General features: G+C 29.6%; 19 protein-coding genes and 2 tRNA genes. 12 read left to right on the top strand and 9 right to left on the bottom strand.

Annotated features, from left to right (window positions below):
- Positions 1–263: ISAon1 family transposase N-terminal region protein (locus tag BMX53_RS17935; RefSeq protein WP_143061453.1), on the bottom strand; the 263-nt coding region annotated here is incomplete at its 3' end.
- Positions 264–354: 91 nt separating this feature from the next.
- Here BMX53_RS17935 and BMX53_RS19360 point away from each other — a divergent pair.
- On the top strand, positions 355–1275 hold the full coding sequence (locus tag BMX53_RS19360; RefSeq protein ID WP_244154544.1) for a hypothetical protein: 921 nt from the start codon (positions 355–357) through the stop codon (positions 1273–1275).
- 6 nt (positions 1276–1281) lie between these two features.
- Positions 1282–1815, top strand: coding sequence for a two-component regulator propeller domain-containing protein (locus BMX53_RS19350; RefSeq protein WP_262491973.1), 534 nt, complete (start codon positions 1282–1284; stop codon positions 1813–1815).
- Positions 1816–2763: 948 nt separating this feature from the next.
- Here the strand turns inward: BMX53_RS19350 and BMX53_RS17920 are convergent.
- Positions 2764–3408: a response regulator gene (locus BMX53_RS17920; RefSeq protein ID WP_063175551.1), complete on the bottom strand. Its 645-nt coding sequence runs from the start codon at positions 3406–3408 to the stop codon at positions 2764–2766.
- A 178-nt stretch (positions 3409–3586) separates the two neighbouring features.
- Between BMX53_RS17920 and BMX53_RS17915 the strand changes: the two genes are divergently transcribed.
- Positions 3587–3796 (top strand): hypothetical protein, encoded by a 210-nt coding sequence (locus BMX53_RS17915; protein ID WP_063175552.1) that lies wholly within the window; start codon positions 3587–3589, stop codon positions 3794–3796.
- 111 nt (positions 3797–3907) lie between these two features.
- Here BMX53_RS17915 and BMX53_RS17910 read toward each other — a convergent pair whose 3' ends face one another.
- Positions 3908–5884 carry a tetratricopeptide repeat-containing sensor histidine kinase gene (locus BMX53_RS17910; RefSeq protein ID WP_083394439.1) on the bottom strand — a complete coding sequence of 659 codons (1977 nt, stop codon included), beginning with the start codon at positions 5882–5884 and terminating at the stop codon, positions 3908–3910.
- A gap of 792 nt (positions 5885–6676) precedes the next feature.
- On the opposite strand from BMX53_RS17910, the gene BMX53_RS17905 reads away from it, so the two are divergent.
- A complete protein-coding gene (locus BMX53_RS17905) occupies positions 6677–7156 on the top strand; it encodes a GNAT family N-acetyltransferase (RefSeq protein ID WP_038988368.1) in 480 nt (159 codons plus the stop codon).
- A 56-nt stretch (positions 7157–7212) separates the two neighbouring features.
- Here BMX53_RS17905 and BMX53_RS17900 read toward each other — a convergent pair.
- From BMX53_RS17900 to BMX53_RS17890, 3 genes are all read right to left on the bottom strand, one after another.
- A tRNA-Arg gene (locus tag BMX53_RS17900) sits at positions 7213–7286 on the bottom strand.
- Between the two features lie 84 nt (positions 7287–7370).
- Positions 7371–7444, bottom strand: a tRNA-Arg gene (locus tag BMX53_RS17895).
- Between the two features lie 506 nt (positions 7445–7950).
- Positions 7951–9357: a thioredoxin-like domain-containing protein gene (locus BMX53_RS17890; protein WP_038987423.1), complete on the bottom strand. Its 1407-nt coding sequence runs from the start codon at positions 9355–9357 to the stop codon at positions 7951–7953.
- 172 nt (positions 9358–9529) lie between these two features.
- Between BMX53_RS17890 and BMX53_RS17885 the strand changes: the two genes are divergently transcribed.
- Positions 9530–11146: an ABC-F family ATP-binding cassette domain-containing protein gene (locus BMX53_RS17885; RefSeq protein ID WP_038987419.1), complete on the top strand. Its 1617-nt coding sequence runs from the start codon at positions 9530–9532 to the stop codon at positions 11144–11146.
- A 196-nt stretch (positions 11147–11342) separates the two neighbouring features.
- Positions 11343–11804 carry an META domain-containing protein gene (locus BMX53_RS17880; protein WP_074748228.1) on the top strand — a complete coding sequence of 154 codons (462 nt, stop codon included), beginning with the start codon at positions 11343–11345 and terminating at the stop codon, positions 11802–11804.
- A gap of 508 nt (positions 11805–12312) precedes the next feature.
- On the opposite strand, the gene BMX53_RS17875 is transcribed toward BMX53_RS17880, so the two are convergent.
- Positions 12313–12801: a GNAT family N-acetyltransferase gene (locus tag BMX53_RS17875; protein ID WP_074748227.1), complete on the bottom strand. Its 489-nt coding sequence runs from the start codon at positions 12799–12801 to the stop codon at positions 12313–12315.
- A gap of 176 nt (positions 12802–12977) precedes the next feature.
- Between BMX53_RS17875 and BMX53_RS17870 the strand changes: the two genes are divergently transcribed.
- From BMX53_RS17870 to BMX53_RS17855, 4 genes are all read left to right on the top strand, one after another.
- Positions 12978–13655, top strand: a complete 678-nt coding sequence (locus BMX53_RS17870; RefSeq protein ID WP_074748226.1) for a response regulator transcription factor — start codon at positions 12978–12980, stop codon at positions 13653–13655.
- Between the two features lie 3 nt (positions 13656–13658).
- The gene (locus BMX53_RS17865; protein WP_074748225.1) at positions 13659–14951 is read left to right on the top strand and encodes a sensor histidine kinase; all 1293 of its coding nucleotides are present in this window, start codon (positions 13659–13661) and stop codon (positions 14949–14951) included.
- A 112-nt stretch (positions 14952–15063) separates the two neighbouring features.
- Positions 15064–15513 (top strand): PepSY-like domain-containing protein, encoded by a 450-nt coding sequence (locus tag BMX53_RS17860; RefSeq protein ID WP_074748224.1) that lies wholly within the window; start codon positions 15064–15066, stop codon positions 15511–15513.
- A 22-nt stretch (positions 15514–15535) separates the two neighbouring features.
- Positions 15536–16414 (top strand): PepSY-like domain-containing protein, encoded by an 879-nt coding sequence (locus BMX53_RS17855; protein WP_074748223.1) that lies wholly within the window; start codon positions 15536–15538, stop codon positions 16412–16414.
- Between the two features lie 34 nt (positions 16415–16448).
- Here the strand turns inward: BMX53_RS17855 and BMX53_RS17850 are convergent, their stop codons facing one another.
- Positions 16449–17675, bottom strand: a complete 1227-nt coding sequence (locus BMX53_RS17850; RefSeq protein WP_244154543.1) for a 7TM diverse intracellular signaling domain-containing protein — start codon at positions 17673–17675, stop codon at positions 16449–16451.
- Positions 17676–17975: 300 nt separating this feature from the next.
- Positions 17976–19427: a LuxR C-terminal-related transcriptional regulator gene (locus tag BMX53_RS17845; RefSeq protein WP_074748221.1), complete on the bottom strand. Its 1452-nt coding sequence runs from the start codon at positions 19425–19427 to the stop codon at positions 17976–17978.
- A gap of 878 nt (positions 19428–20305) precedes the next feature.
- On the opposite strand from BMX53_RS17845, the gene BMX53_RS17840 reads away from it, so the two are divergent.
- Together BMX53_RS17840 and BMX53_RS17835 are read left to right on the top strand one after the other, a co-directional pair.
- On the top strand, positions 20306–20740 hold the full coding sequence (locus tag BMX53_RS17840) for an adenylyltransferase/cytidyltransferase family protein (RefSeq protein WP_038987422.1): 435 nt from the start codon (positions 20306–20308) through the stop codon (positions 20738–20740).
- Between the two features lie 247 nt (positions 20741–20987).
- Positions 20988–21476 carry an ecotin gene (locus BMX53_RS17835; protein ID WP_074748229.1) on the top strand — a complete coding sequence of 163 codons (489 nt, stop codon included), beginning with the start codon at positions 20988–20990 and terminating at the stop codon, positions 21474–21476.
- Positions 21477–21540 lie beyond the last annotated feature (64 nt).

Genomic DNA, 21540 nt, shown 5'->3' with positions numbered 1-21540 from the left:
TCACGAGTTGTTTTATCTAACCAACGACGACGTTTTACGTGTAAATAAACACTATTTCCTCGTAAAGGAAAGTCTTGTATTGTTATCTCATTATGGAAGCCATGAGCGATAAGGATACGGTCTTTTGCTTCGGAAGGAACTATATTTAGTTCCTCAAAATACAGATGCATAGTCTCTCCTTGTTTTACTGTTTTGATTAAATTAAAATGTTCTACCAAGAACTCTGGTAAGATCATCTTTACAAACTCAATATAGTTGTCCATCATTATTATTTATTATCAACAAAGATCTACTCTTTTTAATTCACACACAACTTTTAGGATTGATCCCTCAAAAGTTGTGTTTAGGCATAAAATGAAGTACCTTTCTTTACTAAGTATACTTTTTATAAGTACAAGTGTAAGTGCACAATATCTTTTACCTGTAAAGGTTGAGAATTGTATAATTGATAAGTTTTGTCTTGATTGCGGGGACAAGAGAGCTGGTTATAAAGAAAAAGATTTTTCAAAACTATTAAAAGCATTAAATACTGAACTTCATTTAGAAGGTTTAGATGGGAAGATAATGTTTCAAGTTCTAGTTGCTCCTAATGGAACTGGATGTGTAATAAGTCATACAGATGAAAGTAAAAATCAGATTACTAATACTATTATAGAGCATCTAAACAATTTTGCAAAATGGACCCCTTCAGTTACAGATGGTAAAAAAGAACTTAAAACTTCTATTAATGTGCTTTTTACAATAAGTAATAATAAGATTGATGGAAGTATAGAGAGGGTTGACTTTGAAAAATTTGAAGAATCATTTGATCATCCAACAGATCCAGAAATAACTAATAAAGATTATCAGTATAGGAATGTAAATTTGCCAAACTATAAAATAGAAGTTTGGAATACAAAAAATTCAAGTTTAATTAAAAATAATGTAGCTCACATTGATATTGATTCTAATGACAAGGTTTGGACTCTATCCGATACTAAATTGCAAGTGTTTAATGGGAAAAATTTTGAATTAAATGAGTATATCGATTTAAAAAATAATAATAAATCTGGATTTTATGAAATTTCTATTAATCAAATAGATGAAGTATGGGTATATGGAAATGGAATGTTGTACACTATAAACAATGGAGTTTGGAATCGACAAGATAAGATATTACCAAAAGACGCAAATGTTTATAAGATTGATACAAATCCAAAAAGTAACGAAATATTTATTGGTTCTAATAAGGGATTAGTTATCTATAAGGATAAAAAATATAGAGTTATAGACTAGAATAAAATAAAAGAACTACCTTCAGATAGGGTTTATTTTGCTAATAGAGATTCTAAAGGAAGGTTGTGGATAGGAACATTTGATGGTTCTGCTTTAATTGATAATGATAATAAATTAATCAATTTTGAAAAATCAGACTCGATTTTAAAAGGGAAATGTATTACTTCAATGGCAGAGGATGTAAATGGTAATATTTTTTTTACGGTTTTTGAATTTGACTTTAGACACAAAAAAGGAGAGAGTACGGGATTATTTGTTCTTTCATCGGATGGTACATTAAAAGAATTAACAATAAAGAATTCAGGATTACCTGTTAATTTTATAGAAGAAGTATTGTATGAAAAAAATGAACAGATACTTTGGATATCTACTAGAAATGCTGGATTAACTAGATATGATTTAATTAATGATACTTGGGAAAATTATCATAATAAAAACTCAAATTTACCAAGTTCAAGAATATTAGATATGAAATTTGATTCTAAAAATAATCTCTTCCTAGCAACCGATCAAGGGTTAGTTAAAATAAGTAAAGAATGAAATATCAAGTAAAATTAATTGTTAAAAAACATTTAGACGTGAATAAACTTTAAGATATAAGTATCAATTATCTTTTTAGGAAGAAAACCTCAATAATAAGATAATTTTTTAAAAATAAGAAAGAATAGTAGTTTAAGGTGATTTGATTTTAGAATAAGTTTTAATGTATTTGTGTAAAAATATTTATGAGGAATGGTTTTAATCGTACCATCCCCGACAAAAGGAATCACATTTAGTGGTTCCTTTTTTTATTTTATCCCTTTTTTATCGATTACCCGTAAGACTCATTTTGATAACATATCCTAAAATAAACCAAGTAGAGAACATTATGCTAAGTATAATCTTATAAGCTGGATGTATCTTTTCCTTTTTGTTTTGATTATATAGTTGTATAAGATGTGTTTTTTTTCCATAATAGTGAAGTAGGACAAGTGCTATAGTAATGCCAGTCACAATGAAGAAGCGATCTAGTCTGTAATGAAAAAGTTCCCATCTAGTGACTATGTATAATAAAGTATTAAGTAAATAAATAGTTGTTCCGCAGATTGCAGCTATTGTAAAACAAGTATTGAAAAAAGGATCAATATTATCCCATTTTTTATAGAGTCGATATGTGATTAGAAAGAAGTTATTAAATAGATTAGTCATTGATTGTGGTTGCTTGTGTACAGTTAATATCTAGTTTAGAAGCTATATTAAAAGCTGAATAAACTAGGCCTATCATTCCCATTAATTATAATAGGGTAGTCGTCCCAACCTTTTTTGGGTATGCTATCAATCATAGCAGGAACTATAATATTAGTTATAATAGCAAAGGATGGGTAAGAATTGTGCAGATATTGAAAAATAACTGAAGTTTTAGGTAATATGAATCTTTAAATATTTTATCAATACTAATTAAGACAAAACAACGGCAAGTGTTTCTCTAAACACTTGCCGTTGTTTTTACTATATAAAGCCTTGTTTCTTTGCTTCTCTTAGTAGTCCATTGTTTTCTGAGACATTAAACACTTCTTTTAGTAGAACGATGTTTCTCTGTACAGAGCTTAAGCTTTTGTGTATTAAGGAAGGTATCTCCTGTACTTTATACCCCTTATCTAGTAGCATTAGTATTTGTATATTGTCTTCTTGTAGTAGAATAGTTCTTTGGTTCATCGATATTAAAGCTTGTTGAGCTTTATTAGATCGGTATATTTCTCCTTTTAGTGTGTTGTCTATCGCAAATAGCAATTCTTCAGCATTTACGTCAGATTTGATTAATAAAGCGTTAGGACGTACTTTTTTATGGATATTGTATACTATCGCTATTTCTTCGTGTGCTGTAATAATTAATGTTTTTAGTGAGGTATATTTACTAGCTAAGTATTTGGCTAAGTCAATACCATTTTCTATGTCATTAGACGGTTTTCCAATGTTATAGTCTAAAAGTAAGAAATCAATATTTTTTACACTATTGCTTAGTGATATGGCATCGTCTATATTAGAGGCTTCATGAAAGACAGCATCGGGGAATTTACTTTGTATAATGGTTTTATAGCCATTAATTATCATAGGATGATCATCGATAATTAAGAAGTGGTAAATTATTTCCATTTATAAAAATTAACATTTATGAAGTTTTTCAATTCAGGCAAATGAACTGCTCATTAGTACCTTTGAGATAACGAATATATGATAAAATATAAGAGTGTTGAATCATATATTGAGAAAGATAATACAAAAGATATAAACAATTATAAAAAAGTATAAAAAAGTATAAAAAAGTATAAAAATGAATAGAAAAGTTATTTATTTGGTAGCAGCTGTTTTAAGTTTAGGTATTTACTCTTGTAGTGTAGACCCATTAGAGAAAGATACTAAGTCTTTAAATGCTAGTGAATCTTTTAAAGGAACTGATTCTTTAAAAGTAAGAAGTTTTAATCAAGAGATGTCAGAAGCAGCTGATAATATTGATAAACATGTTGATAAAGGAAAAAAATAATATATTGAATTAGTTATGATTCTAATTATCAGCTTATTATTTGTAGTTTAAGTTGAGTAATAGTATTATCAATTAGTATAAAAAAGAGGTTATTCGCAATAACCTCTTTTTTTATATAGGGATGTTAATAATAACTATTGTTCCTTTGTCACTCGATTTAATATCTATATCCGCATTTAGTAGTTTCGCTCTGTTTTTAAGATTATTTAGACCATTGCTATTAGCGTGTTTTGTATAATCAAATCCAGTTCCGTCATCTGTGATAGTAATTCTGTTGTGCTGATCTGTTTTAAATATAGAGATAATACAGTTTTTAGCTTGAGAGTGTTTAATAACATTTTGAATCGATTCTTGAAGGATTCTATAGATATTGATTTTGTATTCGTAGCTGATAGTGTCCCATCTATAATTTTTAGAAATTATGAGCTGAAATTTTTGTTGTTTGGTGTTATTCTTTTCTACTAACTGAGAAATTATCTCTGAGAACCCTTGACTTAAAAATTCTTGGTTTTTTAAGTCGTGAGAAATTAATCGTATTTGATTCTGAACCTTTTCAATTTCGTTTAGAATTGTATTGTTGTCTAAATTACCTAAGTTTAATCGGATAATAAATAGAGAGTTTATGATACCATCATGTAGCTCTTGACTAATTCTTTCTCGTTCTCTAGTCAGTACCTCCTGAGATATTCGTTCTTGATCTAGTAGTAGTTTGTAGATTAATTCTTTATTCTCTTGATCTTGTTGTAAGTACTGGTATTTTTTTATTTTGTTTCGATACAGTATGTAGAATAACGTTATTAATGCTAGTAGACCTGTTATTATAGCTATTACAAGTATTTGAGAGTTTTCTTTTTTAAGTTTGACAATACTTTTCTCTAGTTTTTCACTTTCATATTTAATACGTGCAAATTTGTTTCGTTTGTTTATTTGAAGCTTGTTTATACTGTCATTAAAAGTATAGTATAGACTGGTATACTTTATAGATTCGGATTTATCTGTTAAGCTTAGTGCTTTTAAACTTTTTAAGATTGTATTATTAGCATGTGTCTTACTAGATAAAGAATAGGCATTTTTATAGTAGTTTATAGCCTCAATAGTATCGTTTTTTTTAAGGTACAATTCAGCTAACCTGAAGTTATTAGCAGTTAAACTTTGACTATAACTCATTTCTTTACTAAGTTTAAAAGACTCTAGAAGTAGTTTCTCTGACTTATTAATATTATCTAAACTCATATATAGTGTACCAAGATTAGTGAGTAGTATAGCATATAGTTCATGTTTGGCATCTAATTCTAGTAGAATATTATAACCGTAGTTTAAATAGGTTTCTGCATTGAGATATGATTTTTGATTTAAGTATAAGTTGCCAATATTGTTATAACAAGATGCTTTAGATAACTGTAATTCTTCTTCGTCAATAATTTCTTTTTTATATAATTCTTCTAAAATATGTATAGCTTCAGAATAGTATATTAAGGCCTCACTAGGTTGTTGGTTTAAGTCTAATATATTACCCAAATTTACGTGTATCTCGTAAAGTAATTTACTTATTGGTTTTTGATTTAAAGTTTCTAGAGCATCTAAAGCTTTATTTTCGGCTTCTATATACAACCCTTCTCTGAATAGTACTATAGATTTATACTGTTGCATTCTAGCAATGTCTTCACTAGAATTTAATCCTTGATAAATTTGATCAGCTCTATCAAAGTAGATATATGCGCTATCTAAGCGCATTTTATAATCATAGTAATCACCAATGTACCAATATGACTTTGCGACTAATAGTGAATCATTGTTTTTTAAGGCAATGTTATTTACATCTTTAGAGTATATAAAGTATTGATCATATAACTCTAGATTATATGCTTTAGCTGCTATCTCTATAAGCTGTGGACTTCTAGGGGTAGTGTTCTTAATTGCTGTAAATAGAGAGTCTAGGAGGTGTTTATTCTCAGGTATAGATTTATCGTTAGATTCTACTTGATCTATTATTCTTTGGTTATTAATAGAGTTACTAGTTTCAGTTGATTTGTTACAGCTTATCAATGTTAAGAGTAATATTAAGTAATTCAGATAGATGTACTTCATTCTTTAGAGCCTAGTTTATAATGTCTTAGTTTTAGATTAGGGTGATCCAATAATGGTGTAAAATTAATTATTGCAGTTTATAGGTCAGAAGTATGTATAAATACGATTGCTCTAATTCTAGTAAAAGTAAGATAAAAAGTAGGATAGGGCAAGTGTATATACTCATGGATAGTGATTAGGTATTTTAAACTTTGAGCACCCTTTGTTTAAGGTGTTGTAGGATGATATGTTTACTTTTGTTAAGTAAATTTTAACATTTATGAAGTTTTAAACTCATACTTTCCTAAAGTATGATTAGTGATGAAATAAATACTAATTCACTACCTTATATTTGCTTCTGTAAATGTGAAACACATATACAAATTGTACTTTGAAAAGCGTTATGAAGATTAATATATAACATTGAAGAATAGATACAATAGTTAGTTGATTGACATTGTATATTATAAAGTCACTAAAGACGAAGATGGTAATTGTGGGGACAAAGATTGGAATTGCTAGTATGGTAGGCTGTTTCAATTTATCTATCTAAGTTTTCTACCTAATTAGGGGTGACTTTATTTTTCTTCATTTAATGAAGTACTTGTTTTATTTCTTGAATTCTTAATAACCAGTCGGTTATTTTATTACTTATTTACTATGAAAGGCTTTTAGTTCTCTTATAGTATTATATTTGCCTTAAACCTAGATTGTACTTGATAAGATATTATCGATGTAATTCCACCACTTTAAATTACTTGTTTTATTTGGTTATTATGTGTCTAGGTATAAGGTAATCTTATAAATTAAAATATGTCTATTACAGTTAAATACCCTCAGTATAAATTAGATTTAGTAAAGGAGAAAGAGCATTTTCCGTATTCATTGTTACTTTTAGCAGACGAAACTGTAAATGCAATTAATAAATATGTGTATGATAGCGATGTTTATGTCTTGAAAGAACAAGAAAAGGAATTGGCTGTTTTTTGTCTTTATCAAATAGATAAAGAGACAATGGAGTTAAAAAATATCGCTGTTTCTAACGAATTACAAGGAAAGGGGATAGGATCTGTATTAATAAAAGAAATAATATCTATAGCTAGGAATACTAGCTATAATCATCTAATAGTAGGAACTGCAGACTGTGGAGTAGATCAAATAAGATTCTATGAGCGCAATGGTTTTGTAAAGTATGGCATAAAGAAGAATTTCTTTTTAGAGAATTACGACGAACCTATTGTGGAGAATGGTGTGCAGCTAAGAGATATGGTGATGTTAGAAATGTTTATCTAGCGACATTGTTCAAGAATAAAAAAAGCCCTTGTTAATATTAACAAGGGCTTTTTTAGTGATCCAATCAGGATTCGAACCTGAGACCTACTGCTTAGAAGGCAGTTGCTCTATCCAGCTGAGCTATTGGACCATTTAATCTCTAAAAGGATTAAAATATCAATATAATATTGACAGTGTAAAATAAAAAAGTCCTCGCTTTTACAAGGACTTTTAGTGATCCAATCAGGATTCGAACCTGAGACCTACTGCTTAGAAGGCAGTTGCTCTATCCAGCTGAGCTATTGGACCATTTAATCTCTAAAAGGATTAAAACCTGTCGCTATTGGTAAGTGTATTGCTTACTGTTTTTGACGTTGCAAATATATTGCTTTTTATTTTAAAGTTCCAAAGCTAAATAATACTTTTTTTTGAAAAAAAATCAATGCTTTGATAGCAAGTAATTTATCCCTGATAAAAAATGTCTTTTTTATTTGAAGTATTGATTTTATTGGGCTGAATAAGAGAGTTTGGTCATAGAAGAGGTTGTTAAATCTTCTTTGTTTACTACAAATTATTATTACTCTGCAGTAGATTTTGGTAAAAATGAACTGGTGTAATATACTTTTTTATGGTTTGCTGTAGTTGAATATGCTCTTAAAATTATTCTTTTTTTGAGATCATTTAAGCCGGTAATGAGTTTAGAGTATAACTTTACATTGAGATAATAGGGTAGTAAATGGATAATATAAGTGAAGAGTAGATACAAAAAAAGAGTTCAACTATATAGTGAACTCTTTCTGTTATTATGGTTATTCTTATTTTAAAAGACTTTCAAAGTTTTTGTCAAAGATATTGATAAAAGGGTCAACGATAGAACCGTCTTTATCTAGTATCATAGAGCGTTGTATTTTAGTGATAATCCACTGATCTTTCATTTGATTAAAGTCATCGGAGCGAAGTTCTATAATTCCTTTCGCAGGGTATTTCTTGATAATATTTAACCATTCGCCTTGATCTCCGTCAATACAAATCGAGACAATATCTATATTAGGTATTTCTGATTTTAGTTCTGCTGCTAGTTGGTGAGCTGCATCGGCATGAGCCATTCCATTTTTAGTCCAGAAGAACATTAATGTTTTCTTATTAATAATAGAGTTAATACTTACTTTTTCGCTTTTGGCATTTACTAAAGGTACTTCAGGTAGTTTTTTCTCATATTTTAAGTTTTGTATTGCTTGTTGGATTTGAATTATTTCGTTGTGTTGATTCTTATCTGTAGATAGTTCAAAGTATCTCTCTAAGAACACATCGTTATTATTTAAGTTCTGATCTTCTAACAGATAAATGAAAGCAATATTATCAAAGATTGCATTCTTTACTTTAGGGTTTTTAATCAGTGTGTCTACTATATTTAATTTATCGATGTATTTATCAAATTTATTGTCTGGAATAATCTCGTCTTCTGGTTCATTGACTATGGTATTTAGCATAATTGCTAGATACTTAGTAAAAGAAGAATACTTCAGTAATCTATCATCGTTAAAGTTTATTTTTTTTCTATAGGCATAGTAGTCACTAGGTAGTTTCTTTCTTACATCTTCATCTGTTCTAACAAAATGTGCTGTAGGATACAGCTCTTTTAATGAATAGAAGTGTAAATCTAATTTAGCCTTTGCATATAAGTCAAAGTCTTCAGACCAATTAATAATAGCTTTATTGCGCAAATAATATGTAGTTCTAGCTGCGTGTACAGAGTCTATTCTCTTAGAGAATTTTCCAGGTGAAACGTCAAAGGCACTATATCCTTCTGTTTCATCCATGATGTTCTTTACCGTTAAATTCATTAAGAAGTTGTTCTTCTCAGCACCTCTTCCTGAGAATATAATAGAGTGATCAAAGTCTTTAGAATTTAGACGAAGGGTCAAACTATCATTTTTATCAAAGTAAACATATTGAAACTCTGGATTGTGTTTATAGATATACATCCCAGGAGTTAATGAGTCAAATTTTTTGTAGAACTTATTGTTTTCGTCTAAAAATAAAGTATCTATTACTTCATTATCTTTACAAAACAAGACATAATTAGAAGTAGGGTTGATAATCTCACCTTGTAAATAAGCACTGTAATCTTTTGGGTCAAATTCTTTTTGACACGATGTAATTAGGCTCATTGCTGGTAATAGTAGTAATAGTAACGTCTTGTGTTGTAATAGTTTTTGCATTATATAGTTAACTCTGTAATTGTAGAACATGTACAGCAAATTTAAGTTTTAGCTGTGTTTTATGTTGTTAATGATTGGTTAAAGTAGGCTAATATATGGTTTCCGTTTATTTATAGGTGTTTCTAATTTTAAAATTAGTAATTTTGCGTGCAATTTAAAATAGAAGACAACAATGTTAACAGTTTCGAACCTGTCAGTTCAGTTTGGTAAGCGAATTTTATTTGACGAAGTTAACGTAACATTTACTCAAGGTAACTGCTACGGGATTATCGGTGCTAATGGTGCTGGTAAATCTACATTCTTAAAAATATTATCTGGGGACATAGACCCAACATCTGGTCACGTATCTTTAGAGCCAGGAAAACGTATGTCAGTTCTTAATCAGAACCACAATATGTTTGATGAATATACAGTTCTAGAGACTGTAATGATGGGAAATAAAGATTTGTATGCAGTTAAGAAAGAGATGGATGAGCTTTACCTAAACTATACAGACGAGAATGCAGATCGCATAGGTGAATTACAAATCCGATTTGATGAAATGGACGGGTGGAATGCTGAGTCATCAGCTGCTACTATGTTGTCTAACTTAGGTATTTCAGAAGACTTCCATTATACGCCTATGGCAGAGATGGATGCTAAGCTTAAAGTACGTGTGTTATTAGCACAAGCTTTATTTGGTAATCCTGATGTATTAATCATGGATGAGCCTACCAACGATTTGGATTTTGAGACAATCGCTTGGTTAGAAAACTTCTTAGCTCATTATGAAAACACTGTATTAGTAGTATCTCACGACCGTCACTTCTTAGACGCTGTTTGTACACACGTATCTGATATTGACTTTGGTAAAATTAATCACTATTCAGGAAACTATACTTTCTGGTATGAGTCAAGTCAATTAGCGGCTAAACAAAGAGCTCAGCAAAACAAGAAAGCTGAAGAGAAAAAAGCAGAGTTAGAAGAGTTTATCCGTCGTTTTAGTGCGAACGTAGCAAAATCTAAACAAGCTACTTCTCGTAAGAAAATGATTGACAAATTAAAACTAGATGATATTAAACCATCTTCTAGAAGATATCCAGCTATTATCTTTGATACAGATAGAGAGGCAGGAGATCAGATTTTAAATATTGAAGGACTTAGTGCTTCTATTGATGGAGAAGTTCTATTTAAAGATATTAACCTTAATATGGCTAAAGGAGATAAGTTAGTAGTTATCTCTAAAGATTCTCGTGCTACTACAGCATTCTACGAAATCTTAAATAATAAGAAACAAGCTGATTCAGGTAAATTTGAATGGGGTATTACTACTACTCAATCTTACTTACCAGTAGAGAACCATGAGTTCTTCGAGAATGATTTAACTTTAGTTGATTGGTTACGTCAATGGGCTAAAACAGAAGAAGAGAGAGATGAGGTATATGTACGTGGATTCTTAGGTAAGATGATTTTCTCTGGAGAAGAAGCTTTAAAGACTGGACGTGTGTTATCAGGAGGAGAGAAAGTACGTTGTATGTTGTCTCGTATGATGATGATGAGAGCTAACGTATTAATGCTTGATGAGCCTACTAACCACTTAGACTTAGAGTCTATTACAGCTTTCAACAACACGTTGAAAAACTTTAAAGGAACTATCTTATTAACTACGCATGACCACGAGTTTGCACAAACTGTAGGAACACGTATTTTAGAATTAACTCCTAATGGAGCTATCGATAGATATATGACTTTTGATGATTACTTAGATGATCCAAAAGTAAAAGAATTAAGAGTTAAGATGTATTCTTAATAGATTCTGATTGATATAACAGAAAAAGGAACTGTACTGAAGTATAGTTCCTTTTTTATTTGTAATAATAGCGTAATCTATTAAATAATGATAAAAAATCTCAAGTTTTAAGAATTCTTTATTAGAGAATAAGTTGTGAAGTACTACTTTTGTAAAAACGCCTTACTAACAAAGAATAAATTTAAAATTAAGTAGAATGAAAAAGACGTTATTAGTTTTTGCAAGTGTTCTTGCATTGTCAGTTGTTAGTTGTAAAACAGCAGGAGAGATTACTGAAACTCCAGTGGAGAAAAAAGTAGATATGAGAAAACAATTAGATGGAGAGTGGGTATTAAGCTCTATTACTACACCTAGTACAGCAGGTAAAGATTTTAAAGCATTGTTTTCAATGAAAACTCCTACTTTAAATTTTGAGGTAAAAGGGAACAAAGTTTTTGGAAATGATGGATGTAATAATATTCATGGTTCTTTTGAAGTAAAGGTAGGTAATGTAATTAAGTTAGGAGATAAAATGGCTTCTACTATGATGTTCTGTGATGGGGTAGCAGATAGAGAGTTTATGGATGCGCTTAAGTCTACTACTAATTATGATATAGTAGATGAGAAGTTAGTATTGCGTTCTGGAGATATCATCGTATTAACATTTACTAGAAAGTAATCTAATACTAATAATATTTTAAGAGGCCTAAGAACATTGTTCTTAGGCCTTTTTTTGATTTATAAGATATTTATTGCTTAATATTTAGAATAATTGAGTTTTTTATAAGATTAAAAATAGAATATCATGAACTTGTTTTTTATTAAATACACTATTTGTGATTTTTAATTTTAATAAAAAAACATTTAATAGGGGAAATAAGGTGCTTAATTCTGTTAAAAACTGTGATAAAGTGAGTTAAATAGAAATGTTGATGAAGTAGTTAATAATTATTTGTTATCGTATTAGAAACTTCTTTAAAAATATATAATTTTGCCTCCCGTATGAAGGAATTGTGGGGACTTAGTACTTCATGCGATTTATTCCCTTTCCTGATATTAAACGCGTTTGCTTTTGACTAAGTATTGTATTAAATAAAAAGTCTATAAACGAAATGTTCTTTTGCGTTGAAGATTATGGAAAGGGATTTTTTGTTATAGATAAGGATGCACTAGATTATGTTATACTTTTAATCTAGTTTTCTAATGTATAAATTCAGATTTTCGTCATCTACCTCAATAGTCTTATCAAAGATGAAACCTAATCTACTTAGTAATTTTATAGAGCTATTATTACTAGGAAGTGTAGTGGCTAGTAATATCTTATAGATCTTATCTTGAGATATATTATTAATGACTTCGTTAGTAGCTTCATAAGCATAACCTAAGTTAGTGTAACTAGGTAAAAATGCAAAGCCAATATCGTGATATTCTAGGTAATCACGTTTAATTAATGAGATAAGGCCAATAGAGACATTATCTTCATTGCGTTTAACGACCCAATAAGTATAATCTTTGTTATCTAATATCTTCTGTATGTATTCTTGTGCATCTAAGCTGGTATATACATTCCTATTTCCTATAAACTCTAGCCAGCCAGGCGTATTTACTAGTTCTAAGATAAATGAATTGTCTTTAAATGATAGAAGTTCTATATGTAGGCGTTCAGTAGTAAACATCAGTAACTTAGTTTTGGGTTAGTATTACTAAAAGTAGAAAAATATTTAAACATAATCGAATTTATTATTCTAATCTAGTCATGACAATTCATGATAGCTATAAAGATAAATAGGGATAGTCTCTGTTTATTGAATTACTCGTATATTTAAAGTTGTAATAATATTTAAAAGCAGATATGAAAGTATTAGTTATAGAAGATGAAAAAGAGTTGCGTGAGGTTATTACCCAATCACTAGAAAAGGAATGTTATATCGTAGAACAAGCTAGTACTTTTAAAGAAGGTATAAATAAACTAGCAGGATATGATTACGATTGCATTTTATTAGATATTATGCTTCCTGATGGTAGTGGAATAGACTTACTACGCGAATTAAAAAGTATGAATAAGGAGGATTCAGTTATTATTATTTCAGCTAAAGATTCTATAGATGATAAAGTGCTAGGGTTAGAGTTAGGAGCTGATGATTACTTGATTAAACCTTTTCATCTCTCTGAACTTTTGGCTCGTATAAAGTCTGTCTTAAGACGTAAGAACCAACAAGGTTTTCAGAGTTTAAAGTGGAATAATATAGAGATTTTTGTTGATGAGCGTTCTGTATTAGTAGATTCTCATGCGATGGTCTTAAATAATAAAGAATTTGAACTCTTGTATTACTTTGTTGTTAATGCTAATCGTTTAGTGACTAAATCTTCTATTGCAGAGCAAATATGGGGCGATAATATGGACGAAGCAGATAGTTATGACTTTGTGTATTCGCAAGTAAAAAACCTTCGTAAAAAGCTAAAGAATCATCAGGCAGATGTCAATATACAGTCAGTATATGGAATGGGGTACAAATTAACGAATGAGTAAGTGATGAAACTACACAATTATACATTAAAGTATTTATCTATAGGTATTATAGTTGTTTTGACTGTGTGGGTAATTATTTTCTACGCATTTATGACAGAAGAGATCTATGATAATATAGATGATGGACTTAAGAATACGAAGAGTGAGATTATAAAGAAGGCTTATGAAAATCCTGCCTTTATACATCACCAATATTTTGGTACTAGCGGATTTTCTATTAGTCCATTACCACCTGGAGAATATCCTCGAAAGAATGAGTTTAGTACAGAGATGTTGTATATGGACTTTGATGACAGTGAGGAGCCTGTAAGGACTCTTCGCACTACTTTTGAAGATAAGAATGGAGATAACTTTCAGTTAGAGATCCGAACCTCTACTATAGAGGCAGATGATTTACTAGCTGACTTCGGAATATCTGTTTTGGTATTATACTTTATGTTAGTGATTAGTATCTTTTTGATTAACTATTTTGTATTGAGAAAGGTGTGGAGGTCTTTTTATAAACTACTTAATAATATTAAGTATTATACAATAGGAAAGAAAGTAGTGACTGATGAAACTGTTACGCCTATTCAGGAGTTTACTGATTTGCAGAAAGAAGTTAATAAGATGATTACTACTATCGAAGATACTTTTGAGCAACAGAAGACCTTTGTTTCTAATGCAGCGCATGAATCTCAAACTCCATTAGCTATAATCAGTAATAAATTAGAGCTTCTAGTAGAAGATGATGAACTGAATGAGAATCAGATGCTTCAAATTCAATCTATTCATCAGAGTTTAAGAAGGCTTATTAGATTAAATAAATCTCTTCTAATGTTGACAAAAATAGAAAATAAACAATTTGTCAATTTTCAAGATGTCAATTTCAATCAAGTTATTGGTGAAATAGTAGAAGATTTTGAAGATTTATTTAGTTATAAATCGGTTAGTATAAATATCAAGCAGGATGATATACCTTTTGTTGTAAATATGGATAAAGGGTTATCCATTACATTAGTGCAGAATTTGCTAAAGAATGCATTAATTCACAATGTACCTAGTGGAGAAATAGAAGTCGAGATAACGAAAGATTATTTTACTATTTCTAATACGAGTGCATTTAATACACCTTTAGACGAGAACCTAATCTATAACCGCTTTTTTAGAAGTAGTACTAACGAACAATCCACAGGACTTGGCTTAGCACTAGTTAAGACTATTATTAAGGTTACAGACAATATCTCTATTAAGTATCATTATGATAATATGAAACATTGTTTTACTATTTATCGGACAGGGTATAAGTTTAACTAACTATAAAAAAGCTACCACATTTTTATGATAAAATGTGGTAGCTTTTTTTATTCCCAATTCTTTCCAGATTCTAGTTATAAGTTTGTCATGTAAAACCATAAATAGTAATGCTATGAAAAATGTAAAATTGTTATTAGTAAGTGTATTAATGTCAGGAACATTAATGAATAGTCAATCAGCTATGGCACAAGATGTAGTCATCACTAAAACAGAACTACCTAAAAAGGCTTCTACATTTATTGATACTCACTTTAAGGGTAAAGAAGTTAGTTTAATAGAGAAGGATAAGGATTTCTTATCTACATCTTATAAAGTCAAGTTTGTAGATAATGTAGAGGTAGAATTTGACAAATCAGGAGAATGGGATGAAGTAGATGGTAACAAATCAGCTATACCTACTAGTTTTATTTTAAAACCAATAGTTACTTATGTAACAACTAACTACAAAGAGACAACTATAACTAAAATAGAGAAAGAAGCAAGAAGGTATGAGGTAAAACTTAGTAATGGGTTAGAACTAGAATTCTCTAAAGACGGAAAGTTTAAAAAAATTGATAAATAAATAAATTAAAAAGGAAAAGAAAATGAAAAACAGTAAGATTGTATTAGCAGCATTGTTAATGGCTATAGTTGGATTTACAGCATGTAGTAGTGATGATAATGGAAAGGGAAGTAATGTAGAACAAATAAGTGAAGATCAACTACCAACTAACTCTAAAACGTTTCTTAGATCAGTATTCCCTAATGCGTCGTTTAGACATACAGCTAAAGTAACGACTCCTAACTATTATGGTACAGAATATACTACTAGTCTTGATAATAAAGTAGAGATAGACTTTGATAAAGCTGGTAATTGGACAGAAGTAGAGATGTCTGATGATAGTGCTATTCCTACTGAGTTTCTAAAGCAAGAAGTGCCTACAATTTTAGATTACGTGAATAAGAACTATCCTGGAATGTCTATTCTAGAGCTTGATAGAGATATGAAGAGAGGATATGAAGTAACATTAAGCAATGGATTAGAATTAATATTCAATATTAAACAAGAGTTTGTAGGACTTGATTTAGATATGGATAGAGATGAAGTGTTAATCGTAGCTTCTGAATTACCTGCAACAGCTCAAAAGTTCTTAAAAGATACTTTTGCAGGTGCAGAGGTAGTATTAGTTAAAAAAGAACTTGATAGAGAAGGAGATGAGTATAAAGTATATTTATCTAATGGAGTAAAAGTAGAGTTTGATAAAGTAGGTAATTGGATAGAAATAGAAGTGAAACACACAGCTATTATGCCAGAAACGGTAGTGCCAGTTAACGCTATGACATATGTAAAAACTCATTACTCTACTTATAAAATAGTAAGTATTGAGAAAGAAAGAGATACATTCCAAATAGAATTAGTAAAAGGAAATCAGGAAGTAGAATTACTTTTTGATAAAGAAGGAAACTTCTTAAGAATAGAATAGGTACAAAAAAGAGCTACTTTCTGTAGCTCTTTTTTTATTTATTGTAAGTAGAAGAGCTCTGTTGAATGATCTCATTTTTGATAATCATAGCCTGGCATCTACTTTTTACATCTAGTTTGATATACGCATTGCTCACATGTTGTTTGGTGGTACTTAGCGTGATTGATAATTTATCTGCTATTTGGTAAACAGGAGTGCTCTCTTGTTGTTTTAAATCCTCTTTTATTTTTTGTGCTTTATTGGCTTTAAGGGCTTCAAACTCTGTTTTAAGAGCATCATGATCAGCTTTTAGTTTTTTAGCTTTAATCCATAGGGTGTAACTTGCCACAGTAAATGCTATACTATAAATTATCCGAATCTTATCTTTATCAACAAATGAAAGGTAATAATGACCTGGGAATATAGATAGATAATATGTCATTGAAGTTAGTGCTATTACACTAAATGAATAGACAATAAAACGAACAGATTTATCTCTATTGTAATATTTTAATGCAAGCGCTAAAGTGATTAAAGTAGACGCTAACGTACTATTTACTATTATGATGAAATACAGTGAATTATTTGTGAGATAAAGCAAAGTACCTAATACAATATATAATAACACTTGAAAGGAATAAAAGTATTTCAGCTTTTTAGATAGTTTTTGTATATCTAAAAAGTAGTATATAAATAAGGAGAAAAGTAGACAGCTAATAGGCATAAGTATTGCTAGCATAAGTAATTCATTACACTGCTTGTTACTTAAGAAATAGAGTATCCCATCTTCAATTAAGTATATAAGAAATACAGATATGATATATATGCAGTAAATCAAGATTACTTTTTCTTTAAATAGGGAATATAGGGCACCAATTAAAACTATAGAAAGTAAAAATAAACAATAAAACACCTCTATTTTGATCATATTATTGAGCATAATACTTCTATGTTCTCCACGCTCCACAAGTATAAAGTCGCCATAATGAACATATGAAGATTTTGATTTAAAATATATTATCTCATGATCAGTGATAAAGTGATTCTCTTGATATTGAGGACTTATCTTTCCTCCTTCTAGATCAGTATTTACACTTACTTTCTGCCATAGACCTTCTTGTTTTGCATAAATATTATAATTACTCACATGAATTGTAGGAAACTGTAATATAAGTGGTTTGTTTAATAAGTTATTAGGAACAGTTATTTTTAACCAAGTATCTCCGATAGAATCTTTTGCATATTGTGTTTGAGTGTGTTCATTTAGTGGAACAAAATTCAAACTAGCTATGGTTTTGGTAAAATCAGCATTTGACGTTTGACTATAACAAGTTGTGCTTAGTAGAATCATCAAAATAATGAGTCTACTAAGTATTTTATGGCTAAATATTGCCTTCATTTTGTGTTAGTAAGTGAATTATAGCGTAAAAGTAAATAAAAAGAAGAAAATAAGCTCTATAGTATGAAATTTTAGAACATGTTTCTAACCTTGAATTATTTAAAAAAATTAGCTAACAACAGAATGTTATATTTATATTGTTTTTGAGTAAAATGTCTATTTTGTACATCCTACTAAAGCATATTATGTGTTAATAGTATGCTTTAGTATCATCGCTTGACTTCTATTCTTGACTTCCATTTTAATATAAGCATTGCTCACATGCTGTTTAGTAGTGCTTAGTGATATTGACAGCTTTTCTGCAATTTCCTGATTTGATAATCCTTCCCAAATACAGATAATTACTTCTATTTCACGATCAGTACATTGATACTTCTCTTTTAACACGTCTTGAAGAGATTGTTCTTTTATAGGATTTTCTTCTGTGTAGTAACTTGGAGCTTTCTCTTTGCGTTTTAAATCCTCGTATATGGTTTGTGCTTGATTAGCTTTAAGAGATTCAAACTCCGTTTTAAGAGATTCATGATCTACTTTTAGTCTTTTTACCTTAATCCAAATTGCATAACCTGATACTATAAAAGCAATACTTAATATTATACGAATTTTATCCATATCTATAAACGAAAGCAATTGATTACCTGGATAGATAGAAAAGTAATAACCTATAGCAGCCAAGGCAACAATACTGAATGAGTAAGCAACCATACGGATAGATAAATCTCTTTTAGAGTAGACTAAGGTTAAAATAATAGAGATTAGAGCAGTTAGTAATGCGCTATTGATTAAAAGGATAAAATATTGTCTGTTGTTAGTTAAATATAGCGATATCCCTAGAATGACAAATAAGATAAATATACTGAGATATAAGTATTTCAATTTTTTTGAAAGTCTTTGTATATCCGAAAAAAGATAGACAAAAAGAGAGAACATTAAGCAGCTAATAGGTATTAATATCCCTAGGGTTAGCATCTCATTGTATTGTCCTGCACTTAAAAAGTAGAACAAACCATCTTCTAGTAAGCAAATAACAATAACTGATATGATAAATAGGCAATATATCAGTGTTACTTTATCCTTAAAAATAAAGTATAACCCAAAATTTAAAGCAATTGATATTAGAAATAGGCTGTAGAAAACCTCAAGTTTAATCATTGTAGAAAGAATAACACTTCTGTATTCTCCTCGTTCTACGAGTATAAAATCCCCATTATTAACATAAGGTCTTTTTGACTTTAAGTAAATAATAGAATGAGTCGTGATAAAGTGATTCTCTTGATATTGTGGAACTATTAAACCACCATTTAGATCTGTGTTTTTAATTATTCTAACCCACTTATCTTTTTGTTTTACGTAAATACAATAATCGTCCACATGTGTAGAAGGAAACTGAAGTATTAGCGGTTTATCTAATAAGTGAGAAGGGACTGTTATTTTTAACCAAGAGTTACCTTGATTGTCTAGAGCGTATTGTGTATTAAAATTGCTGTTTATTGGAGAAAATATAAGTTCACTTGTAGCTTTTTCAAAGTTACTATCACTTGTATTGGCACAAGAAACACCGCTCCATAATAACAGTAGAGTATATATAAGAGTTTGTAATATATTTATTGGTTTGTGGCGAAATGTAGCCTTCATGTTATGTTATTCAGCGAATTATAGTGTAAAAATAATTAAAAATAGAGAATAATATATTGGTTGGTTGTAAAAATATGACAAATAGTGTTTTTTTTAAACGGAGCTTCTAAAAATCGCCTTTTTTATAGGGATATCTATATAATACTTTAGTATGGGGTGTGTTATAAAATGCTTGTTTTTAGATATTTGTGAATATTATTTTTGCGAATATTTAATACTAAAGTATTATTGATTATTCAATGTCTACAGCTACTTTTACAATACATAAACAACAAAATTTAATTCGGAGAGTTTTGCATTCTAGCTAGCTCGATGCAAAACACGTGTTAGAGAATTATCTCATAACATTATTCCCCACCTGCAGCATATGAAATCTTTTCCCTAATGGTTCTATGCTGCAGTTTTTTTCTTCCTTCTCTTTTCAGATTTTAAAGAATTACCTATATATCCAAATTGTAAAAAATATCGTTTTATTATTTTTTTACTCAATAAAATGCAAGGTTTACGGAATTCCGGATTTTAGTATTAAACATAGGATGTATATTTGCGAATGTTAATAACTAATATGAGTAGATAACTGTGGTGCGCTGTAGAAAAATAGCACATACTTAGCTATATAAACTACACATATTATGTGTTTTATTGTGCGATAAAACAAGAGGAAAAGAATTAATACAAAATAAGTTGCTTAATAATGTTTTAATATTTTGTTTTTATCATCTTTTTTTACACTCATTTTAACATAAAATGAATAAAAGAATTAAATTTGCACACTAGAATATAGTAGTAAGAAGTAAAGATTGTAAAATAAGCTTTGTATTTGTGGACAGCAATTTGTTGTAGTTTATAAGAAAACAAAGTAAATGAAAATAAAAAGTATGAAAATAGGAATAACTTTTAGTGCATTTGATTTATTGCACGCAGGGCACGTGAAGATGTTAGAGGATGCGAAACGTCAATGCGATTATTTAATCGTAGGATTACAGACAGACCCTACATTAGATAGACCAGAGAAGAATAGACCTACTCAATCTGTGGTTGAGAGATATATCCAACTTAAAGGGTGCAAGTTTGTAGATGAGATTGTACCTTATGCTACAGAACAAGATTTAGAAGATATATTAAGATCTTTTAAATTAGATGTACGTATTCTAGGAGATGAGTATAAAGACAAGAACTTTACTGGACGTAAGTATTGTGAAGAGAAAGGAATAGAATTGTACTATAACAGTAGAGATCACCGTTTCTCTAGTAGCTCATTAAGAAAAGAAGTTGCAGATAAAGAGAATAGTAAGTTAGTGAAACTAGGTTAAGAAGTTTAAAAACTTATATAGATATAACACAAGTAATAGTTTATTACTTGTGTTTTTTTATGCCCTTATTTTACGTAATAGACTAGTAAATAAAGGATAGAGCTATTATCTATCTTAGGTTTAACGTTTAAAAAAGGATTATTTAACATCGTAGTTTGCGACATTTTTGTAAATTGCTATAAATAACAAGAAGTAGATGATAATATGATTAATAGTTATCCCTACTTCAATAAAAAAAATGAAAGAAATGAAAAGAATTTTAAGTTTAATCGTAGCATTCTTTGGATTAATGACAGCAACTATGGCTCAAACAATTACAAGAACAGATGTATCTATTTTCCCTGCTCCAGAGAAAGGATATAAACAAGTAGTAATCGATGTACCACACTCTACTAAAGATGATTCTAAGAAAATAGAATTTACAGTAGGTAAGATGATGGAAGTAGACGGATGTAACCATTTTAGTTTACTAGGAACATTAGAACAAAAAGATCTACAAGGATGGGGATATTCTTACTACGTATTTAATACTAAAGGTGATGTAGTATCTACTATGATGGCTTGTCCTGATGCTGCTAAGAAGCATTCATTTGTAAGTGGACAACCTGAGTTAGCTCGTTATAACGGTAAATTACCTATCGTAGTTTATGTACCAGAAGAGTATGAAGTAAGATTTAAAATCTACACTACTGATGGTGATGAATACCAAGCTAGCGAAGTAAGAAGAAAGAAATAAACGAAAGTATATTCAATAAAAAAAGTGAAGAGAGATCTTCACTTTTTTTGTGTGATAGTAATAA

It is taken from the genome of Myroides marinus (genome assembly GCF_900109075.1).
Classification (GTDB): Bacteria; Bacteroidota; Bacteroidia; order Flavobacteriales; family Flavobacteriaceae; genus Flavobacterium; species Flavobacterium marinum_A.
The sequence above is the reverse complement of the archived record's forward strand: the minus strand, read 5'-3'. Positions and strand labels throughout refer to the sequence as shown.

Coding starts and splice junctions, on each gene's coding strand:
- BMX53_RS19360 (WP_244154544.1), top strand. CDS start 355: ATGAAGTACCTTTCTTTACTAAGTATACTTTTTATAAGTACAAGTGTA.
- BMX53_RS17920 (WP_063175551.1), bottom strand. CDS start 3,408: ATGGAAATAATTTACCACTTCTTAATTATCGATGATCATCCTATGATA.
- BMX53_RS17915 (WP_063175552.1), top strand. CDS start 3,587: ATGAATAGAAAAGTTATTTATTTGGTAGCAGCTGTTTTAAGTTTAGGT.
- BMX53_RS17910 (WP_083394439.1), bottom strand. CDS start 5,884: ATGAAGTACATCTATCTGAATTACTTAATATTACTCTTAACATTGATA.
- BMX53_RS17905 (WP_038988368.1), top strand. CDS start 6,677: ATGTCTATTACAGTTAAATACCCTCAGTATAAATTAGATTTAGTAAAG.
- BMX53_RS17890 (WP_038987423.1), bottom strand. CDS start 9,357: ATGCAAAAACTATTACAACACAAGACGTTACTATTACTACTATTACCA.
- BMX53_RS17885 (WP_038987419.1), top strand. CDS start 9,530: ATGTTAACAGTTTCGAACCTGTCAGTTCAGTTTGGTAAGCGAATTTTA.
- BMX53_RS17880 (WP_074748228.1), top strand. CDS start 11,343: ATGAAAAAGACGTTATTAGTTTTTGCAAGTGTTCTTGCATTGTCAGTT.
- BMX53_RS17875 (WP_074748227.1), bottom strand. CDS start 12,801: ATGTTTACTACTGAACGCCTACATATAGAACTTCTATCATTTAAAGAC.
- BMX53_RS17870 (WP_074748226.1), top strand. CDS start 12,978: ATGAAAGTATTAGTTATAGAAGATGAAAAAGAGTTGCGTGAGGTTATT.
- BMX53_RS17865 (WP_074748225.1), top strand. CDS start 13,659: ATGAAACTACACAATTATACATTAAAGTATTTATCTATAGGTATTATA.
- BMX53_RS17860 (WP_074748224.1), top strand. CDS start 15,064: ATGAAAAATGTAAAATTGTTATTAGTAAGTGTATTAATGTCAGGAACA.
- BMX53_RS17855 (WP_074748223.1), top strand. CDS start 15,536: ATGAAAAACAGTAAGATTGTATTAGCAGCATTGTTAATGGCTATAGTT.
- BMX53_RS17845 (WP_074748221.1), bottom strand. CDS start 19,427: ATGAAGGCTACATTTCGCCACAAACCAATAAATATATTACAAACTCTT.
- BMX53_RS17840 (WP_038987422.1), top strand. CDS start 20,306: ATGAAAATAGGAATAACTTTTAGTGCATTTGATTTATTGCACGCAGGG.
- BMX53_RS17835 (WP_074748229.1), top strand. CDS start 20,988: ATGAAAAGAATTTTAAGTTTAATCGTAGCATTCTTTGGATTAATGACA.